The sequence below is a fragment of the Agathobaculum sp. TL06 genome, assembly GCF_054658635.1.
In genome coordinates, this window is sequence record NZ_BAAGGY010000012.1 from 92,317 (window position 1) to 110,193 (window position 17,877).

General features: G+C 58.6%; 16 protein-coding genes. 3 read left to right on the plus strand and 13 right to left on the minus strand.

Annotated features, from left to right (window positions below; all coding sequences use genetic code 11):
• Positions 1-144: 144 nt before the first annotated feature.
• The 12 genes from ACYQ3S_RS08930 to ACYQ3S_RS08985 all read right to left on the minus strand — a co-directional run bounded on the left by ACYQ3S_RS08930 (position 145) and on the right by ACYQ3S_RS08985 (position 12,575).
• Positions 145-909 carry an IclR family transcriptional regulator gene (locus ACYQ3S_RS08930; protein WP_459688600.1) on the minus strand — a complete coding sequence of 255 codons (765 nt, stop codon included), beginning with the start codon at positions 907-909 and terminating at the stop codon, positions 145-147.
• A 55-nt stretch (positions 910-964) separates the two neighbouring features.
• Positions 965-1,864 (minus strand): dihydrodipicolinate synthase family protein, encoded by a 900-nt coding sequence (locus tag ACYQ3S_RS08935; protein ID WP_459688601.1) that lies wholly within the window; start codon positions 1,862-1,864, stop codon positions 965-967.
• Between the two features lie 24 nt (positions 1,865-1,888).
• Positions 1,889-3,160 carry a GntP family permease gene (locus tag ACYQ3S_RS08940; protein ID WP_459688602.1) on the minus strand — a complete coding sequence of 424 codons (1,272 nt, stop codon included), beginning with the start codon at positions 3,158-3,160 and terminating at the stop codon, positions 1,889-1,891.
• Between the two features lie 24 nt (positions 3,161-3,184).
• Positions 3,185-4,867 carry a dihydroxy-acid dehydratase gene (gene ilvD / locus ACYQ3S_RS08945; RefSeq protein ID WP_459688604.1) on the minus strand — a complete coding sequence of 561 codons (1,683 nt, stop codon included), beginning with the start codon at positions 4,865-4,867 and terminating at the stop codon, positions 3,185-3,187.
• A gap of 402 nt (positions 4,868-5,269) precedes the next feature.
• On the minus strand, positions 5,270-5,908 hold the full coding sequence (locus tag ACYQ3S_RS08950) for a CatA-like O-acetyltransferase (protein WP_459688605.1): 639 nt from the start codon (positions 5,906-5,908) through the stop codon (positions 5,270-5,272).
• Between the two features lie 113 nt (positions 5,909-6,021).
• The gene (nagA, locus tag ACYQ3S_RS08955; protein ID WP_459688606.1) at positions 6,022-7,131 is read right to left on the minus strand and encodes an N-acetylglucosamine-6-phosphate deacetylase; all 1,110 of its coding nucleotides are present in this window, start codon (positions 7,129-7,131) and stop codon (positions 6,022-6,024) included.
• A gap of 18 nt (positions 7,132-7,149) precedes the next feature.
• Positions 7,150-7,887 carry a glucosamine-6-phosphate deaminase gene (gene nagB / locus ACYQ3S_RS08960; protein ID WP_107631303.1) on the minus strand — a complete coding sequence of 246 codons (738 nt, stop codon included), beginning with the start codon at positions 7,885-7,887 and terminating at the stop codon, positions 7,150-7,152.
• Positions 7,888-8,191: 304 nt separating this feature from the next.
• On the minus strand, positions 8,192-9,703 hold the full coding sequence (gene nagE / locus ACYQ3S_RS08965) for an N-acetylglucosamine-specific PTS transporter subunit IIBC (protein ID WP_459688608.1): 1,512 nt from the start codon (positions 9,701-9,703) through the stop codon (positions 8,192-8,194).
• Between the two features lie 130 nt (positions 9,704-9,833).
• Positions 9,834-10,091, minus strand: coding sequence for an HPr family phosphocarrier protein (locus tag ACYQ3S_RS08970; RefSeq protein WP_054328031.1), 258 nt, complete (start codon positions 10,089-10,091; stop codon positions 9,834-9,836).
• Positions 10,092-10,145: 54 nt separating this feature from the next.
• Positions 10,146-10,640: a PTS sugar transporter subunit IIA gene (locus tag ACYQ3S_RS08975; RefSeq protein ID WP_459688610.1), complete on the minus strand. Its 495-nt coding sequence runs from the start codon at positions 10,638-10,640 to the stop codon at positions 10,146-10,148.
• A 329-nt stretch (positions 10,641-10,969) separates the two neighbouring features.
• Positions 10,970-11,809, minus strand: a complete 840-nt coding sequence (gene licT, locus ACYQ3S_RS08980; protein ID WP_459688612.1) for a BglG family transcription antiterminator LicT — start codon at positions 11,807-11,809, stop codon at positions 10,970-10,972.
• 10 nt (positions 11,810-11,819) lie between these two features.
• Complete coding sequence (locus ACYQ3S_RS08985) at positions 11,820-12,575, minus strand: copper homeostasis protein CutC (RefSeq protein WP_459688613.1); 756 nt, start codon at positions 12,573-12,575, stop codon at positions 11,820-11,822.
• Positions 12,576-12,789: 214 nt separating this feature from the next.
• Here ACYQ3S_RS08985 and trkA point away from each other — a divergent pair, with 214 nt between their 5' ends.
• Together trkA and ACYQ3S_RS08995 are read left to right on the plus strand one after the other, a co-directional pair.
• Positions 12,790-14,163, plus strand: a complete 1,374-nt coding sequence (gene trkA / locus ACYQ3S_RS08990) for a Trk system potassium transporter TrkA (protein ID WP_459688615.1) — start codon at positions 12,790-12,792, stop codon at positions 14,161-14,163.
• Positions 14,160-15,605: a TrkH family potassium uptake protein gene (locus ACYQ3S_RS08995; protein WP_459688617.1), complete on the plus strand. Its 1,446-nt coding sequence runs from the start codon at positions 14,160-14,162 to the stop codon at positions 15,603-15,605. The genes trkA and ACYQ3S_RS08995 overlap by 4 nt, the downstream gene beginning before the upstream one ends.
• Before the next feature lie 70 nt (positions 15,606-15,675).
• Here ACYQ3S_RS08995 and ACYQ3S_RS09000 read toward each other — a convergent pair whose 3' ends face one another.
• Positions 15,676-17,403: a phospho-sugar mutase gene (locus tag ACYQ3S_RS09000; RefSeq protein ID WP_459688618.1), complete on the minus strand. Its 1,728-nt coding sequence runs from the start codon at positions 17,401-17,403 to the stop codon at positions 15,676-15,678.
• A gap of 205 nt (positions 17,404-17,608) precedes the next feature.
• Here ACYQ3S_RS09000 and ACYQ3S_RS09005 point away from each other — a divergent pair.
• Positions 17,609-17,877, plus strand: a 269-nt coding sequence (locus tag ACYQ3S_RS09005; RefSeq protein ID WP_459688620.1) for a hypothetical protein, incomplete at its 3' end; no start/stop codon positions are given.

Sequence of the window (17,877 nt, forward strand, 5' to 3'; positions counted from 1 at the left end):
GACGCAGATTTTTGAACCTGCACAATTTATTATAATAGCGGTATGCAGATCCTCATATGGCTCATCGCGTGTCCGATCACAGCAAGCAAAGGATGATTATCTTCTGCGTTTTTACCAAACAGTCAAGCTGTCTCAGGCTCCGGATCAGAAATCCAGATGGTAATTCTGGATACGACAGTTTTCTTCAATGAGCCGCTTCTTTTGCAAAAGCAGCGCAGTGATCTGCTGCTGTTTTTGCTCGTTATAACGGAACTTTGGGATAGTGACGCTGATCGCGGCCTTTACGCTGTTATCCGCCATCAAAGGAACCGCGATGCAGCAGATGTCTGGGGTGGATTCCTCATTTTCATAAGCAATGCCGGAAACCCGAACCTGCTGCAGCTGCGCGATCAGCTTTTCAACGTCCATTATGGAATTCTGGGTATAGGGTACGAAGGAGTAGTCGCGGTAAATATCGCGCACCTCCTCATCGGTCTTTCCAGACAGCAGCGCCTTCCCCAGCCCCGTCACATGGGCAGGCAGGCGCTTGCCCACACCGCTGATAATAGTGATAACGGTCTTGGCATCTTCCCTGAGCAGATAGTGTACATCCGTGCCGGAAAGCACGCCCATTTGACAAACCTCTTCCACTGCTGCTACAATATTATGCATTTCTTTCCGGATGAGGGACAGCGCATTCGTCCCGCTGGCAAAGGACAGCCCCAGTTGAAACAAACGAGGGCCAATTTTGTACAGCATTCCTTCCAGATCAACATACTTTTTAGCAGACAGTGTTTTTAAAATTGGGGAAATCGTTCCTTTAGGCAACTCCAACAGATCGGCAATTTCGGACAGGTTCAAGCCGTTTGGATTTGAATCAATCAATTCCAGGATGCGCAGCACTCTCAGCGTCGGATTATGATATTCCATATATTTCGCCTCATCTCATATATAAGTTATATTCCCATAACTTATATATACCATATCAGCGAATATTTTGGTACTGGTCCAACACATCGTCCAGCAATTTTTTTGCTTTTTGCCATGTTTCCATCTCAATCTGAGCAAAGGGATAGACCGCACGACTATCAATTTCCACACCGCGGTGAACCAGCAGCATTTTCAGCAGCAGCGAGCAGTTTGTGTCCAGCTCATAGACGGGCATCAGCCGCTGGAGCAAATGGAACAGTGTGAAGGTCCGTGTAAAATCCCTGCTGTTGACTGCCCTGACCAGATCACTCCACAGCTCAGGCACAATAACTGCCAGCCCGCCGATACAGCCCCCGCCGCCGTTATTGGCAATATTGTTCAGGAACTGGTCGTCATAGCCGGAATAGGTCGTGAACGCATGCCCTTCCACCGCCCTGCAGACCATATTGGTATGGTGGCAGGAATCGACCGAATCTTTCATGCCAAGGATATTCGGGTTGGACTCTACCAGACGCTTTACTGTCTCCGGTGCAATGGAATGCCCTGTACGGGCGGGATAGTTATAAAGATAAAGTCCTCCCTTTACTTCCTTTGCCAGACGGTCGTAGTAACGAAACAGCTTTTCCTGATCCAGCGCATAGTAATACGGGCTGATAACCATAGGGGTATATCCCATCTCATAAACTGCATTGGACAGGCGCAGGGTATCCTGATAGCCGACGCAGCCAGTGCCGGCCAGCAGTTCCACCCGCTGGCCGGCATACGATGCATAAAAGCGGAAGAAATCCATCCTCTCCTCCACGCTCAGCCCAGGGAACTCTCCCGTGGAGCCAAGTACAAGGATGCCGTCTATCCCGCGGCCGATCAGAAAATCAATGACCTTTTTATTGCCCTCATAGTCCGGCTTTTCGTTCCGATTAAATACGGTGACTGCTGGGGCAATAATCTTTATCATATTGTGATTCCCTGGCATCGGCGCTTATCCGAGTACCCGCAGCACACCAAATACCAGCGTGCTGACCGCAACCATCGCAAGGCCGTTGAGCGACTCATAGGCAATGAGCTTAAGGCGCTCACGGATTTCCATGTTGACCGCGCCTGCACTGACATGGAAGAACGAGCCATGCGGCAGGCCGTCAAAAGCAAAGCTTCCTGCGTGCGTCATCGCGGCAGCTGCCAGCGAGGGTACTCCGCTTGCCACAACAGTCGGCCCAAAGATCTGGCTGCCCAGCGTGGTGCCAGAAGTCGCAGATGCCGTTGCGGCGCCCATCAGAATACCGGCGATCGGTGCGAGCATAAATGTAGGCAAGCCCATGGCCTCAATAATGCCGGTGATTGCGTTATTCAGCTCGGAATTCGAGATAATGCCGGACAGCGCGCCCGTACCAATCAGCAGCATCGCAACGCCGCTCATTTTGGCAAGGCCTTCCGTGAAATACCGGAGCAGGTACTTCGCCTTACCCATGGCAACGGCGCCTGCGATACCGCCGACCGGCAGTGCAATCAACGGGTCAATCGTGACACCTGCGAACGGGCGCAGGAGCAGCAGGATGATGGTAACCGCCGGGCCTGCCAGCGCCGCACCGAGCGAGGGCAGATCCCTTTTCTCCATCATAACGATGTCCGAAGCGGCAAATTCGGTACCCTTTTTGGCGAGCGAGCGCGCAAGGAACGAGGTGACGACCAGCGCGGTAACTGCCGGCAGGATACCAACGGCAATCACCGAGGTCAGCGGCACGCCAAAGGCTTCAGACGCTGCGATCGCATTGGGGTTCGGACTCATAACATTACCCGCCTTAACGCCTCCGACCATTGCCATCAGGACGCCCAGCTTATGATAGCCGGCGCGCTGTGCCATCTGCATTGCAATCGGGGAAACCGTGATAACAGCTACGTCGCCGAATACACCGACTGCTGTCAGCACCCATGTTGCCAGCATCATAGCGATCAGGCAGCGCTTTTCGCCCAGCTTGCTGATAATAGCCTCAGCGATGCGTTCCGCAGCGCCGCTTTCGATCAGCGCGCCTGCAAGAATGCCTGCGGTCACGATACGGATAATCGCGGAGATCATCCCTTGCGTGCCGGAGATCATGCTGTCCACCGTGCCGCTCAGTCCGGCGCCGCCAACCAGGCCGCCCACAATCGCGCCGAAGATCATGGCATAGGTAGGCTGTACCTTTTTCAGGATCAGCACAATGGCAACCGCAAGGCTCACCAACGCACCTGCCACAGAAATCGTAATTCCATCCATATCTTTCGTTCTCCTTTTAGCCGCTTAAATGTGATCGAACTTCATAACCGCCCCTTCAGAGCCGGAGGCCGCAAGCTTGCAGTACAGACCGAGCCATCCTTTCTTGAACTTGGGCTCCGGTCGCTTCCAAGCCTTCAGGCGTTCCGCGATCTCATTTTCCGGCACCAGAAGATCGAGCTTCTTGTTGTCCACATCAATCTCAATCTGATCGCCGTCGCGCACGATTGCAATCGGGCCGCCTTCCGCAGCTTCCGGCGAAATATGGCCGACAAAGCAGCCGTTGTTGGTGCCGGAAAAGCGGCCGTCGGTAATCAGCGCAGTCGTCTGGGCAAGTCCACGGCCATAGAGGTACTTCATTGCCTTATACATTTCACGCATGCCAGGGCCGCCCTTCGGACCTTCATAGCGGATGACAACCACATGTCCATCGTGTACCTTGCCTGCAAGGATCGCCTCTTCCGCTTCCTCTTCGGAGTCAAAGCAGATCGCTTCCCCCTTGAAATGATGCAGGCTTTGGTCGAATGCGCCGGGCTTTGTGATACCGGTATCCGGCGCAAGGTTACCGCGCAGCACAGCCACGCCGCCGGTGTAGCCAAACGGATCGTCCAGCGTGTGGTTAACCAACCCTGTGGCCGGATATAGATATTTATGATTTGCAATATTCTCTGCCAAGGTATGCGCAGTGACAGTCATCACATCGGTCTCCAGCATGGACTGCAGGTTTTCCATCAAGCGCGGTACGCCGCCGTCGCGATAGAAGTCGATGACATTATACCGGCAGGCAGGATTCATTTTCGCCAGCTGCGGCGTGGTTTCGGAGAGCGTGTCAAATTCGTCCAGCACATGGATGTCAAGCTCTGCCTCATACGCAATCGCCGTCAGATGCATAACCGCATTGGTCGAGCCGCTCATCGCAAGGCACGCCTTGATCGCGTTGCGAACAGCGCCGTTCGTCAGGATCTGGCGCGAGGTAATGTTTTTCTCAACCAGTTCCATGATCTTGATACCCGTCTCCTCTGCCTTTACCAAACGGGTTGCCGAAGTTGCAGGCGCCGTGCCGCCATCCGGCAGCGTCATACCCAGCGCTTCGGCAAGCGCACACATGGTGTTGGCAGTACCCAAATAGGAGCAGGAGCCGCAGCCGGGGCAGGCCGTATCCTCCAGAGAAACATATTCCTGCTCCGTGATCTTGCCGGCGGTCAGCATACCGTACGCCTCCGTGCTGGAGGTCTGGTCCGACTGGCGTCCATCAAACTCAACGCCGCCCTCCATCGGGCCGCCGGGAAGAAAGATACAGGGAATATCCAAGCGGGCAGCAGCCATAAGCATGCCGGGAACGATCTTGTCGCAGGAGCCAAGCAGCACCAGGCCGTCGAACAGGTTGATTTCCGCCATCGACTCAATCGAGTTAGCGATCAGCTCACGGCTCGGCATGATATAATGCATACCGTCGTGACCCTGGCCCATGCCGTCGCATCCGCCGATTACCCCAAATTCGATCGGCGTGCCGCCGGCACGGTAAATGCCGTCTTTCACACGCTGCGCTATCTGGCGGAGATTGAAATGTCCTGGTACACATTCGCTCCACGCGTTCGCAATACCGATGAGAGGACGTTTGAGATCTTCTGTAGAGAAGCCCATGGATTTGTATGTTGCCCGATAGTATTGATTGCTGAGCCCTGTGAGAATTCGTGCGCTGCGTTCCATAATCTTTCCTCCTGATTTGTATATACGAACAATATATGTATATACGAATTTTATGTAATAACCATATCACACACAAAATAGGGTTGTCAAGGGAAGCATGCTGAATAGTGTTATAAAATTATCAATCTAATTTTGTGAAATCCGTCCAAATTTAATTTGCACTTTATGCCTCCAAATTAGTGCATTTCTGTAACTTCCGTTGTATTTAGCCTGTGCCCTTCCTAACGCAGATACCTCATACAGGGTTTTTCGTAATAACGTTGTGGAGAGACGCGGGCTTAGTATCTAAAAAGAAAAGTTCTCCACAGAACCAATCGTTCTGTAGAGAACTCCCTCGCTTTGAGTTGGGCTTTGCCGTTGCCCTTGTGCAGACGCGTCTTAGGCCGGAAGCCTGGTTTTTTGCTATCCCAGCCACTTCGCCGGATTGTGCAGCAGCTCTTCCAGATAACAAAAGAACAGGTGGCAGTGATACCCGTCCGCCGCCGCATGATGGAGCTGCAGCGTAAACGGCAGCACAGTTTCGCCGCCGGACGCGGTCAGCCTGCCCCATACGATGAACGGGCGCAGGAAAATGCGGTCGTCTTTCATCCGGAAGGAGACCTCGGTATAGGAAAACCACGGCACACAGGAAAGCAGCACGGCGTTTTCCCGCGGCGCTGTACGCAGCCCCTGCGTATGGAAACGCCGGATATCCTGCGTCATCGCGGCATAAAAATCAGAAAATCGGGGCGTATAGGCCGTACATAAACTGTCCATCTGTCCCGTCTCCTCGGACAGCACGGTGTATTCCGGATGCACGGTGTCAAAGCGTCCCAGCCGCCCCGCGCCGTCATAGCCGAGCCGGAACTCCGGCCGGCTGTTCACGGCCGCCGTCACCGCCCAGGTAAACGCTGGGAAAAAGCGCAGGCCGTTTTCCTTTGTGTACCGGCGGAACGCGGTGACGCAAAGCTCCCGCGTCAGGCTGTAAACGCAGCCCGCCTGCATGAAATGCGTGAAGGTATCCCGCCGCTCCCAGCCCTGCAGGTCGATTGGATGGAACATATTCCCGCCCCCTTTTTCCCATTATAGCACAGCCGCGCCCCCTGCGGCAAAAAAGCGGGCCGGACCCCACAGGTCCGGCCCGCTTCGGCAGGGAGGTGATATAGTCTGTTTTGTCAGATCAGCTGGCCGCGCAGAAGCAACGTGTGGACGTTCAGCTCGTCGTCCAGCAGCAAAATATTCGCGAGCTTGCCCGGCTCGAGCGAGCCGTAATCGTGCTGCACGCCGATCGCGCGGGCCGGATTGGTCGAGGCCGAACGGATGGCCTGCCCCAGCGGTATGCCCATTTTGACCGCGCTGCGCACGCAGTCGAGCAGGTTGGTGGCCGAGCCGGCGATTGTGCCGTCATGCAGCGTCGCGCGGTTGCCGCGCACGGTGACCGCCTGCCCGCCGAGCGAATACTCGCCGTCCTCCAGGCCGGTGGCCATCATGCTGTCCGAAATCAGCACCACGCGGTTCCAGAACATTTTGAACGTCGCGCGCACCACGGCCGGATGGATATGCACCCCGTCCGTGATCAGCTCGACCGCGACCTCGTCGTTATCGGCCGCGGCGCCGATAACGCCGGGCGCGCGGTGCGACAGGGGGGGCATTGCGTTATACAGGTGCGTGACCTGCCGCGCGCCGCGGCGGAACGCCTCGCACGCGGTATCGTAATCCGCCTCGGTGTGGGCGATGGACAGGCGCACCTCGCCCGCCAGCGCCTCGATGGTCTCCATCGCGCCCGGCAGCTCGGGCGCGAGGTCGCACAGCTTGAACAGCCCGTTCGCCTTTTCCTGCAGGCGGCGGAACATATCCGCGTCCGGCGCATGCAGGTAGGCCGCGTTCTGCGCGCCCTTTTTGGCCTCCGAAATGAACGGCCCCTCCATATTGATGCCCACCAAAGCGGCGTCCCTGCTCTCCGTGCGGTAGCTTGCGGCAGCCTCCGCAATCACGGACAGCTTATCCTCCGGATAGGTCATGGTCGCCGGACAGATGGCCGCGACGCCGTTCTGCGCCTGGTATTTGGCGATCGCGGAGATCGCCTCATGCGTCCCGTCGCAGAAGTCATAGCCCACGCAGCCGTGGAAATGCAGGTCCACCAGGCCCGGCACCGCGTACAGGCCGCCCATATCGACCGCCTCCGCCGTTGGCTCGGCGGCGGAGATCCGGTCGCCCGAAATGGTCAGGCTGCCCGTGCGGAACGAGCCGTCCGGCTGGTATACCTTCAGATTCTTAAACTCCATACTTTCCCTTCTTTTCCTTTACAGCAGGTCCCCGCACTTGGACAGCGCCGCTTCGTCCGCCACTACGGATACGTCGGTGTGGAGCTGCAGGATGGTTGCCGGCACGCGCGGCGTAACCGGTCCAAAGAACGCCTGGCGCACGATGTCCGCCTTATTCTCTCCGGAAACGACGATCACGATGCGGCGCGCGAGCATGATGGTCTGCACACCCATGGTATACGCCTGGCGCGGCACATCGTCCGCGGAGGCGAAAAAGCGCTTGTTTGCCTCGATGGTGGACTCGGTCAGGTCGACGCAGTGCGTACCCTTGGAGAAGAACTCGTCCGGCTCGTTAAAGCCGATATGTCCGTTCAGGCCCATGCCCAGCAGCTGCAGGTCGATCCCGCCGGCCGCGCGGATCGCCGCGTCGTAACGCGCGCACTCGCGCTCCGCGTCGAGCTGGGCGCCATCCGGCAGGTTGATGCGCTCCGCCGGCACATTGATGGCGTCGAAAAAATTCTTGTGCATAAAATAGTGATAGCTCTGGTCATGGTCCGCGGTCAGGCCGCGGTATTCGTCCAGATTGAACGTGGTGCAGGCGCCGAAATCCACGTCGCCCTTATTATACCACTTGATCAGCTGCTCGTAAATGCCGATCGGGGAAGAGCCGGTCGCGAGGCCGAGCACCGAATCCGGCTTGAGGATGACCTGCGCCGAAATAATGTTGGCCGCCTTGCGGCTCATATCGTTATAGTCCTTTGCGCGAATGATTTTCATATCCAGCACCTCTCCAACAAATTAATTACATTTATTATACCACAGCGGCCGGCGCTTTTTCGCCTGAAGCAGCCGCTCTGCGGCTATTATACCACAGCGGCGCGTTTCTGTTAAGCGGTGCGCCGCCGGTCGCCGGGCTGATTTCACGGCCGCATCACAGGGACAGGCACTGTCCGCCCGCAGAGCGGATGCACACTGCCCATCCCTGCACGGGATGGCCCGGCCTGCGCCGAAAAAGCAGGGAGGCGGGCTGACCGCCCGCCTCCCCGTTGCGCGGAGCGCAAATCCATGGGTTTTCTGTTTTTTACAGCATCTTGTGCATCTCGTCGGCTACGAACTGCACCTTGGTACCCACAATGACCTGTACCGAGGTCTTGGACGGACGCATGACGCCCGCCACGCCCGCGGATTTGATCTTTTTCTCATCCACCAGCGTGTAATCCTTGATTTCAATGCGCAGGCGGGTGATGCAGTTATCCAGCGAGGTGATGTTGTCCTTGCCGCCGAGTCCCTCCAGCACGGTGGCAGCGATGGCGGTAAAGTCATTGTTCGCCAGGGTCGCGCCCGCGTCCTGCGCGGCGGTATCATCGTCGTCATCCTCACGGCCCGGGGTCTTGAGGTTGAACTTGCTGATCGCGATGCGGAACACGATATAGAACACCACGAACGCCGCGATGCCCAGCGGGATAATCAGCAGGGTCTTGGCCGCCGCCGGCAGGGAGGCGGAGAACACCAGGTCGGTCAGGCCCGCGGAGAACGAGAAGCCCGCGCGGAAGCCGAGCGACACGGTGACGAACGCGAAGATGCCGTACAGCAGCGCGTAAACAACGTACAGGGCGGGAGCCAGGAACATGAACGCGAACTCAAACGGCTCGGTAACGCCGCAGATGAACGCACAGAGCGCCGCGGAGCCGACCAGACCGATCGCGATCTTCTTCTTGTTGCTCTTGGCGCAGTGGACCATTGCCAGCGCCGCGCCCGGGATACCGAACATCATGCAGGGGAAGAAACCGGACATGTACATGCCGAGGCTCCAGGTGATCGGCGCGCCGGTCAGGCTCATATCGCCGGTGACCTTGCCGGCCCAGAAGTTCTGCAGGTCGCCCATGCCGATGGTGTCGAACCAGAACACGTTGTTGAGCGCGTGATGCAGGCCGGTGGGAATGAGCAGACGGTTAAAGAACGCATACAGGCCGGCGCCGACCGCATCCAAGCTGACGATGGCTTCGCCCAGGGCAACCAGGGCGCCGAACAGGACCGGCCATGCGAACAGCAGGATCGCCGCGGCCACGATGGATACGACGGCCGTTATGATGGCCACGCAGCGCTTGCCCGAGAAGAACGACAGCCAATCGGGCAGCTTGGTGTCCTTAAACTTGTTGTAGCAGGCCGCGCCGAGCAGGCCCGCGATAATGCCGATAAACGGGTTTTCGATCTTGCTGAACGCCAGCAGCGCGTCCTCGTTGCTCGCAACGGACGGCATGATGACCGTGACAACCGAAGTGTTGAGCAGCTTGGTAATCATCAGCCAGGATACCAGGCCGGCGAGGCCCGCCGTGCCGTCCTTATCCTTGGCCATACCGACCGCAACGCCGATGGCGAACAGCCAGTGCATGTTGTCGATGAGCGCGCCGCCCGCCTTGATCAGGAAGAAACCGATCGTGTAAGCCGCGCCGCTGGCGACATAACCATTGACCTCGCCCGCCATAGCAGCGGGAGCGAGCGCGTAGCCAATACCCATCAGGATACCGCAGATCGGCAGACAGGCTACCGGCAGCATCAAGGCTTTGCCCAGTCTCTGCAAATACTTTAACATAGGATTTTCCCCTCCTCATTTCTTTCAGGCCTTTTCTCTCATTCAGCCTTATGTAGTGCCGCGCGCCTTACCGAGCCGAACGGCGGGACGCGCGGTATTCCACCGCCCCGCGGGGCGAAGTGAAATCCTCTTACAGGTTTGCCTTGAGGAACGCCTCGATCGCTTCCGCGGCCGCGTCCTCGTCCGGACCCTCGATCGTGACCTTGAGCGGGTCCCCCTTCTTGGCGCCCATGCTCATCACGCCCATGATGCGCTTGGCGTCAACCTCTTTCTTTGGAGAGGCGACCATGATCTTGGACTGGAATTTGGCGGCCTCCTTCACCAGCATGCCGGCCGGACGCGCGTGGATGCCGAGCTCGTCGGTAATCGTGTATTCAATGGTTTTCATAGGGATGACTTCCTTTCCTGAATATATTTGATTTTTTTGGGTGAACTGATTTGTTTATTTCGCCTGCAGCGTCAGCAGCGCGTCTCCGGCCGCGACCGGTCCGGTCTTTTCCGTCTTTACGGCGGCGAACTGGTCCGTGTTGCAGATAATGACGGGCGTGACCGTTTCATAGCCCGCGGCCTTGACCGCCTCGGGGTCGAATTCGATCAGCAGATCGCCTTTTTTGACCTTGTCGCCCGCCTTGCAGCACGCCTTATAGTGCTGGCCGCCCAGCTGGACCGTGTCGATGCCGACGTGGATCAGCACCTCGGCCCCGTCCGCCGTGGTCATGCTCACCGCATGGCCGGTGTCGAACATCACATCGATCGTGCCGTCCGCGGGCGCCGTTACGCGGCCCTCGGCCGGCAGGATGGCCGCGCCCCGCCCGAGGATGCCCTGCGCGAACGTCGGGTCAGGCACCTCCTCCAGCGGGACGACCGTTCCCGCCATCGGCGCGGCGATCGAGATGCCGGCGGAACCGCCGAACAATCCCTTGAGTTTCCCAAACATACAATCACACCCTTTTTCGACGAGTATGTCCTCCTGATGCAAAAAGTATCCAAAAACGAAAAAGAACCAAATTTCGCCGCAGTAACACAGTCTTACCCAAAAGACAAACTACGAGAAATTTGGTTTTGCCCGCCGGAGCGGTAACAATCCAATCATTCAGAGGACATTGTTTACTTGTTGAGTGTATTGTAACAAACTGTTCACAATTTTGCAAGCCCGATTTGCACGGCAAACTATCCGAAAATGCCATCCGTTTTTTGTGAGTTCATACCAATAAAATCGGTTTCCCCAACAAAAAAGGGAGGCCTTTCTTCGGCCTCCCGCCTGCCTTATCCGGCATTTTTATCCATCACGCGCGCGATATGTATGGTCAGGTAAAGCAGCTCGTTCTGTCCGGAGGCGAAGCCCTTTTCCCGCTTGACATAGGCGCACACCTTTTGCGCGCAGGCGAACGCGCGGGGGTATTTGTACCGCACGACACCGAGCAGGTCCGCATCCTCATCCCCGTACTGCTGGCCGCTCACGATGCGCCGCGCGAAAAACTTCAGGTGCGTCACAAAGCGGTAATAGTCGATCGAATCGCAGTCCGGCTCAAAGCCGTAAGCGCTCCGCACGATGCGGAACACCTCCTGCATGAGATAGGTCATATCGTACACGTCGCGGATCTCGCCGCCCACCTGCGCGTTGACAAAGTGCATGGCGATAAAGCCCGCCTCGTCCTCGGTGAATTCTACACCCGTTTCCTCGCGGACGATCTCATTGGCCTTGCAGCCTACCTGGTATTCATCCTTGTAGAACTGCCGGATATCCCACAGCAGCGGATTGGGCAGGCGGATGCCCTCCTTATACCGGTGGATGGCGGCCGAGATATGGTCGGGCAGGGTGACATAAATACTGTCCGACAGCTCTTTCCCCAGCGCGATCTTGGCATGGTTGATGATGCGCTCGCTCATCAGGAAGTGCGGGAGCGGGATGCTGGTGATGAGCTGCTGGAACCGGTCCGAAAGCTGGTCCGAGTGCAGCGTGAAGCGTTTTTCTACCTGCGCGGCGGGCGCCTCGTCCCCCGCGCGCCGGCCGAAGCCCAGCCCGCGCCCCATCAACACGGTTTCCGCGCCGTTTTCGTCCAGCGCTACGACCACGTTGTTGTTCAGTACCTTTTCAATCCGCATGGCTTTCCCCCTATTCTGCGCCGCAAAACGCGTCCAGCGCGCATCGCGCGGCGCGGACCGCCGCCTCGTCGCACCGCCAGACCTCGAATTCGCTGATGCCGGGCAGCCCCATCGGCACCCCCTCGCGCCGGTAGGCCATGCGGCTGTTTTCCGTCCGTTTGGCGGACAGGTGGAACGCGTCCGCCCCTGTCGCCGGCTGCAGCATGCGGATCACGTCCGCGTTCACGCCCGCGCCGACCAGGATCTGCGGCCGGCCGCCGCTCCTCCCGACCAGCTCGCGCAGCAGCGCCGCGCCCTCGGTGCAGCTTGCCTGCCGGCCGGAGGTCAGGATGGTGTCCACGCCCAGGCGCCGCGCCGCCGCGAGCGCCTCAAACGGGTCGCGGCACACGTCGAACGCGCGGTGCAGCGTGATCCCGCAGCCGCCCGCCAGCGCGATCAGCTCCGCCATACGCGGCTCGTCCAGCGTTCCGTCCGCCCGCAGCACGCCGATCACGACCCCGTCCGCGCCCAGCGCGGCAAAGCGTCTGACCTGCCGCTGCAACAGCTCGAACTCCTCCTCCGAATACAGGAAATCCCCGAACCGCGGCCGCAGCAGTACGCGGATCGGGATGTCCACCCGCCCGCGCACCATGCAGAACAGGTCCTCATCCGGCGAGGTGCCGCCGATCACCAGGTTCGCGCACAGCTCGAGCCGCATCGCGCCGCCGCGCGCCGCGCTGACCGCGGATTCGACCGAATCCACGCATACCTCCAGCATCCGTGCCATGTCCTATCCCTCCCTTTATCGGGGCGCTTCCCGCCCGATTGCGCCGCGCCCCGTCCGGCGCAGTCATTTGCTTCCAGTATACCATGTGCCGCGGCCGCGGTCAACGCCGCCGCGGCGCGCAATATCTTCGGAAAGATATTGTCTTTTTGCCGGTAAAACGGTATAATCGCTATGGGTATTAAGAACAAATGAAAAACTGTATCGGAGGCGCATTATGCGTATCATCATTGTAGGCTGCGGCAAGGTCGGCTCGGCGCTGGCCGAGCAGCTCTCCGGCGAGGGGCATGACCTGACGCTCATCGACCTGTCCGAGCGGCGGCTGGAGGAGCTGACCACCTCGCTCGACGTGGACTCGGTCTGCGGCAGCGGCACCAGCTACCATGTGCTGCAGAACGCCGGCATCGAGGACTGCGACCTGCTGATCGCCGTGACCGCGCACGACGAGATCAACCTGCTTTCCTGCCTGATCGCCCGCAAGGCGTCGGGCTGCCATACCATCGCGCGCGTGCGCGATCCGGAATATGTTTCCGAGGTCGGCTTTATCCGCGATGAGCTTGGCCTGTCCATGGTCATCAATCCGGAGCTGTCCACGGCGCGGGTCGTTTCCCGCCTGATCCGCTTCCCCTCCGCGATCGGCGTGAGCACGTTCGCCAAGGGACGCATCGAGCTGCTGGATATCCGGCTTCCGTCCGGCTCCCGTCTGGCGGGCATGCCGGTCTGCGAGATCAACGCCTCGCTGCATACCCATGTGCTGCTGTGCATGGTCCGGCGGGCGGGGACCACCTTTATCCCCAAGGGCGACTTTGTCCTGCAGGCGGGCGACGATATCACGATCATTATTCCCCCAAACGAGCAGGTCTATTTCTTTGAAAAGATCGGCGTGCCGCACAGCCATATCGGCTCGGCCATGCTGGTGGGCGGCGGGAAAATATCGTTTTTCCTGGCCGGCATACTGCTCAGCTCGGGCATTTCGGTCAAGATCATTGAAAACCGGCTCGACCGCTGCGAGATGCTGTCCGAGCTGCTGCCCGGCGCGACCATCATCCACGGCGACGGCACCGACCGCGATCTGCTCGACGAGGAGGGGCTGGCCACCTGCGGCGCCTTTATCGCCCTGACCGGCATGGACGAGGAAAACATCCTGCTCGCGCTGCATGCGGGCCGCCATTCCAAGGCCAAGCTGTTCACCAAGATCAACCGCGTCAATTTCGAGGAGGTCATCGAGAGTCTGCCCATCGGCACCATCATCCGCCCCAAGCAGACGACCGCCGACCTCATCAGCCAATACACCCGCGCGATGCAGAATTCCATGGGCTCCAATGTGGAAACGCTGCACGAGCTGCGCGGCGCGGAGGCGCTCGAATTCCGCGTGGCCGCGCACGACCTGACCGGCGTGCCGCTGCAGGACATGCCCATCCGGCCGGACGTGCTGCTGTGCTGTATTAACCGCCGCGGCAAGCGGATCATCCCACGCGGCCAGGACATGCTGCAGGAGGGGGACACGGTCATCGTCGTTTCCACCCGCCAGGGCATGAACGACCTGCAGGATATCTTTCTGCCCCGTGAAACGGAGGAACAACGGCCATGAATCACGCTATGGTGTGCTACCTGGTCGGCTGGATGCTGAGCGTGGAGGGCGGCATCCTGCTGCTGCCCATGCTGACAGCGGTTATCTACCAGGAGCCGATCGCGTTCGCCTATTTGGCCGTGTCCGCGCTCTGCCTGGTCTTTTCCTGCTTGTTTACCCGCTGCAAGCCCGAGAACACCCGCTTCTACGCGCGCGAGGGCTTTGTCACCGTATCGCTGTGCTGGATCGTGCTCGCGCTGACCGGCGCGCTCCCGTTCTGGCTCAGCGGCGAGATCCCCTCCTATGTGGACGCGCTTTTTGAAAGCATCTCCGGCTTCACCACAACCGGCGCGACCATCCTTGGCGATGTGGAGGCGCTGTCGCACGCCTCGCTCCTGTGGCGCAGCCTGACCCACTGGGTGGGCGGCATGGGCGTGCTGGTGTTCATGCTGGCCGTGCTCCCGCTCGCAGGCGGGCAGACGATCTACCTGATGCGCGCGGAAAGCCCCGGTCCGTCGGTGAACAAGCTGTCGCCCCACCTGCGCGACACCGCGTTCATCCTGTACGCGATCTACCTGGGTATGACCATTGTGGAGGTCGTGCTGCTGCTGCTCGGCGGCATGCCGCTGTTCGACGCCGTCAACACTGCGCTGGCAACGGCCGGCACCGGCGGCTTCGGCATCTGGAACAACTCCATGGCGCATTACAGCGGCTATTACCTGCAGGCCGTGGTCACGGTGTTTATGATCCTGTTCGGCGTGAATTTCAACATCTATTTCCTGATCCTGACGCGCCGCTGGAAGCAGGCGCTCCGGATTGAGGAGCTACGCGTTTACCTTGGCGTGATCGCCGCCTCCACCCTGCTGATCGCGTGCAACGTCCGTCATCTGTTCGGCGGCTTTTTTGACAGCCTGCACCACGCGCTGTTCCAGGTCGCCTCCATCATCACGACCACCGGCTTCGCCACGGTGGACTTCAACCAGTGGCCCGCGTTCAGCAAGTGCATCCTGGTGCTGCTCATGTTCATCGGCGCCTGCGCCGGTTCGACCGGCGGCGGCATCAAATGCTCGCGCATCCTGCTGATGTGTAAAAGCATCAAAAAGGAGATGCAGTTCCTGATCCATCCGCGCTCGGTGCGCGTCAATAAGATGGACGGCCGGCGCGTGCAGCATGAGGTTATGCGCTCGGTCAACGTCTTCCTGATCGCCTATCTGATCATTTTTATCCTGTCCACTCTCGTGCTGTGCCTTTCCAGCCAGGACCTGGTCACGAATTTTACCGCGGTCGCGGCCACGCTCAACAACGTCGGCCCCGGCCTGGAGCTGGTCGGGCCGTCCTCCAATTTCGGCTTTTTCGACCCGCTCAGCAAGATCGTGCTGATGTTCAACATGCTGGCGGGACGCTTGGAGCTGTTCCCCATGCTGCTGCTGTTTGCGCCGGATACCTGGCGCAGAAACCGCTGACGCGGCGCCGTACAAACGCGAAAAACCCCCGAAGCCTGCTTCGGGGGTTTTTTTCAGCGGATCCCTCTGTTCAGCGGACGATCTCCTTTGCCGCGGCGGAGAGCGCCTCCACCTTTTCGGCGGCCGCCGCCTTGCTGTCGCCCTTGGCCATGATATAGACCTTGACCTTAGGCTCGGTGCCGGACGGACGGATAATAAATGTCGTACCGCCCTCCAGCTCGTAATACATAACGTTCTGGCCCTTCAGCTCGATCTGCTCCGCGCTGCCGTCCGCCATGCGAGTGCGGGTGCCGGGCATATAATCGCGGGTGTATTCCACCTGATGCGTGCCGATCCTGCCGAGCGGCTTTTCGCGCAGCTCTGCCATCAGCTCTTTCATGCGCGTCAGGCCGGAAACGCCGGGCATGGTGATGGAGATGGTCTTTTCGCAGTAATAGCCGTATTTTTCGTACATTTCCTCCATCGCGTCGTACAGGGTCTTGCCCTGCGTGCGGTAATAGGCCGCCATCTCCGCGATCAGCATGGAGGCGGTCACGGCGTCCTTGTCGCGCGCGTAGTCGCCCGCGAGATAGCCGTAGGACTCCTCAAACGCAAAGAGGTACTGGTGCGAGCCGGTCTTTTCAAACTGCTTGATCTTTTCGGCCAGGAATTTGAAGCCCGTGAACGTATCAAAGCACGCCACGCCGTTCTTTTCCGCCGCCGCGCGCGCCATCTCGGTCGTCACGATCGACTTGAGCACCGCCGGATGTGCGGGCATGGTGTTCGTCAGCTTGCGGGCGGTGATGATGTAATCAATCAGCAGCACGCCCACCTGGTTGCCCGAAAGGGTGACGTAATCGCCGGTCTTGTCCTTGAGCACAATGCCGGTGCGGTCGGCGTCCGGATCCGTGCCGATAATGAGGTCGACATCGTTCTGCCGCGCCAGCTCGATCGCCAGGTTGAAGCCTTCCTTGTATTCCGGATTGGGGTTTTTAACCGTCGGGAAGTCCCCGTCGATCTTCATCTGCTCCGGCTCGCAGATGATATGCTTATAGCCCAGCCGGCGCAGGATCTCCGGCACCAGGCGGTAGCCCGCGCCGTGGAACGGGGTGTAGACCAGCTTAAACTCATCCGCGACCTGCTTTACACAGTCCGGATTGACCGCGACCTTGAGCACCTCGCCGAGATACGCCTCGTCCGTTTCCCTGCCCAAAATGCGGATCATGCCGCTTTCCACAAATGCGTCGTAGTCGCCCGTGCGCACGCCGCTGAAAATATCGGTCGCCGCCATTTCCTTGGCAACCACATCGGCCTCCGCCGGAGGCAGCTGCGCGCCATCCTCCCAATACACCTTATAACCGTTGTATTCCTTGGGATTATGGGATGCGGTGATATTGATGCCCGCGATGCAGCCGTAATGGCGGATCGCAAAGGAAAGCTCTGGGGTCGGGCGAAGCTCGTCGAACAGCAGGGTCTTGATGCCGCTCGCCGCAAGGATGCAGGCCGACTGTCTGGCAAATTCAGGCGAAAAATGGCGGCTGTCGTACGCGATCGCAACGCCGCGGTCCATGGCGGCTTTTCCGTTGGATACGATCAGGTTGGCCAAGCCCTGAGCGGCCTGTCCCACGGTAAAGCGGTTCATGCGGTTGAGGCCTACGCCGAGCACGCCGCGCAGGCCGGCTGTTCCAAAAGACAGCGGGGCAAAAAAGCGGCTTTCGATCTCTTCCTTATTTTCCTGAACGGACTGAAGCTCCGCGCGCTCATCCTCGGTAAGCGCCGGATTCTCCAGCCAACGTTTGTATTCTGCAATATAGTCCATTGGTATCACCTCATCCTGTAATTTGGCCAAAGCCACTATATAAATTATACAATATCTATCTGTCAATGCAAGGGGTTTTGTGCGAATTCGTGAAAACCACCTGATACTCCGGCACTTATATACAAATATAAATATGCATTTTTGTGTGTATTGTTCCATTGCAGAAAGGTTTTACAAGCGAAACAAAAATCAGGGGAAAATTTATTTGGTATTTCTGGTTATTGATTGCTGCTCCTGCATATGGGGAAAATATTCTCCAAATTTTCCCTTTTTCAAAATGTTTTTTTTTGAGGGTATTTTCGACCGCATTCCGACTATTTTTTCAGTATTATGTGCAGTATCGCGCCATCAGAAAAAGGTTCTCGCACTGGTGCTGGCGTTCGCATGCGCGTTCACCATGTTTGCCGGTGCGGCGTTCACGGATGAGGCGGACATTAAGGCCACCGACGCCGTGAACATGCTGACGGCGCTGGG

Coding starts and splice junctions, on each gene's coding strand:
- ACYQ3S_RS08930 (WP_459688600.1), bottom strand. CDS start 909: ATGGAATATCATAATCCGACGCTGAGAGTGCTGCGCATCCTGGAATTG.
- ACYQ3S_RS08935 (WP_459688601.1), bottom strand. CDS start 1,864: ATGATAAAGATTATTGCCCCAGCAGTCACCGTATTTAATCGGAACGAA.
- ACYQ3S_RS08940 (WP_459688602.1), bottom strand. CDS start 3,160: ATGGATGGAATTACGATTTCTGTGGCAGGTGCGTTGGTGAGCCTTGCG.
- ilvD (WP_459688604.1), bottom strand. CDS start 4,867: ATGGAACGCAGCGCACGAATTCTCACAGGGCTCAGCAATCAATACTAT.
- ACYQ3S_RS08950 (WP_459688605.1), bottom strand. CDS start 5,908: ATGTTCCATCCAATCGACCTGCAGGGCTGGGAGCGGCGGGATACCTTC.
- nagA (WP_459688606.1), bottom strand. CDS start 7,131: ATGGAGTTTAAGAATCTGAAGGTATACCAGCCGGACGGCTCGTTCCGC.
- nagB (WP_107631303.1), bottom strand. CDS start 7,887: ATGAAAATCATTCGCGCAAAGGACTATAACGATATGAGCCGCAAGGCG.
- nagE (WP_459688608.1), bottom strand. CDS start 9,703: ATGTTAAAGTATTTGCAGAGACTGGGCAAAGCCTTGATGCTGCCGGTA.
- ACYQ3S_RS08970 (WP_054328031.1), bottom strand. CDS start 10,091: ATGAAAACCATTGAATACACGATTACCGACGAGCTCGGCATCCACGCG.
- ACYQ3S_RS08975 (WP_459688610.1), bottom strand. CDS start 10,640: ATGTTTGGGAAACTCAAGGGATTGTTCGGCGGTTCCGCCGGCATCTCG.
- licT (WP_459688612.1), bottom strand. CDS start 11,809: ATGCGGATTGAAAAGGTACTGAACAACAACGTGGTCGTAGCGCTGGAC.
- ACYQ3S_RS08985 (WP_459688613.1), bottom strand. CDS start 12,575: ATGGCACGGATGCTGGAGGTATGCGTGGATTCGGTCGAATCCGCGGTC.
- trkA (WP_459688615.1), top strand. CDS start 12,790: ATGCGTATCATCATTGTAGGCTGCGGCAAGGTCGGCTCGGCGCTGGCC.
- ACYQ3S_RS08995 (WP_459688617.1), top strand. CDS start 14,160: ATGAATCACGCTATGGTGTGCTACCTGGTCGGCTGGATGCTGAGCGTG.
- ACYQ3S_RS09000 (WP_459688618.1), bottom strand. CDS start 17,403: ATGGACTATATTGCAGAATACAAACGTTGGCTGGAGAATCCGGCGCTT.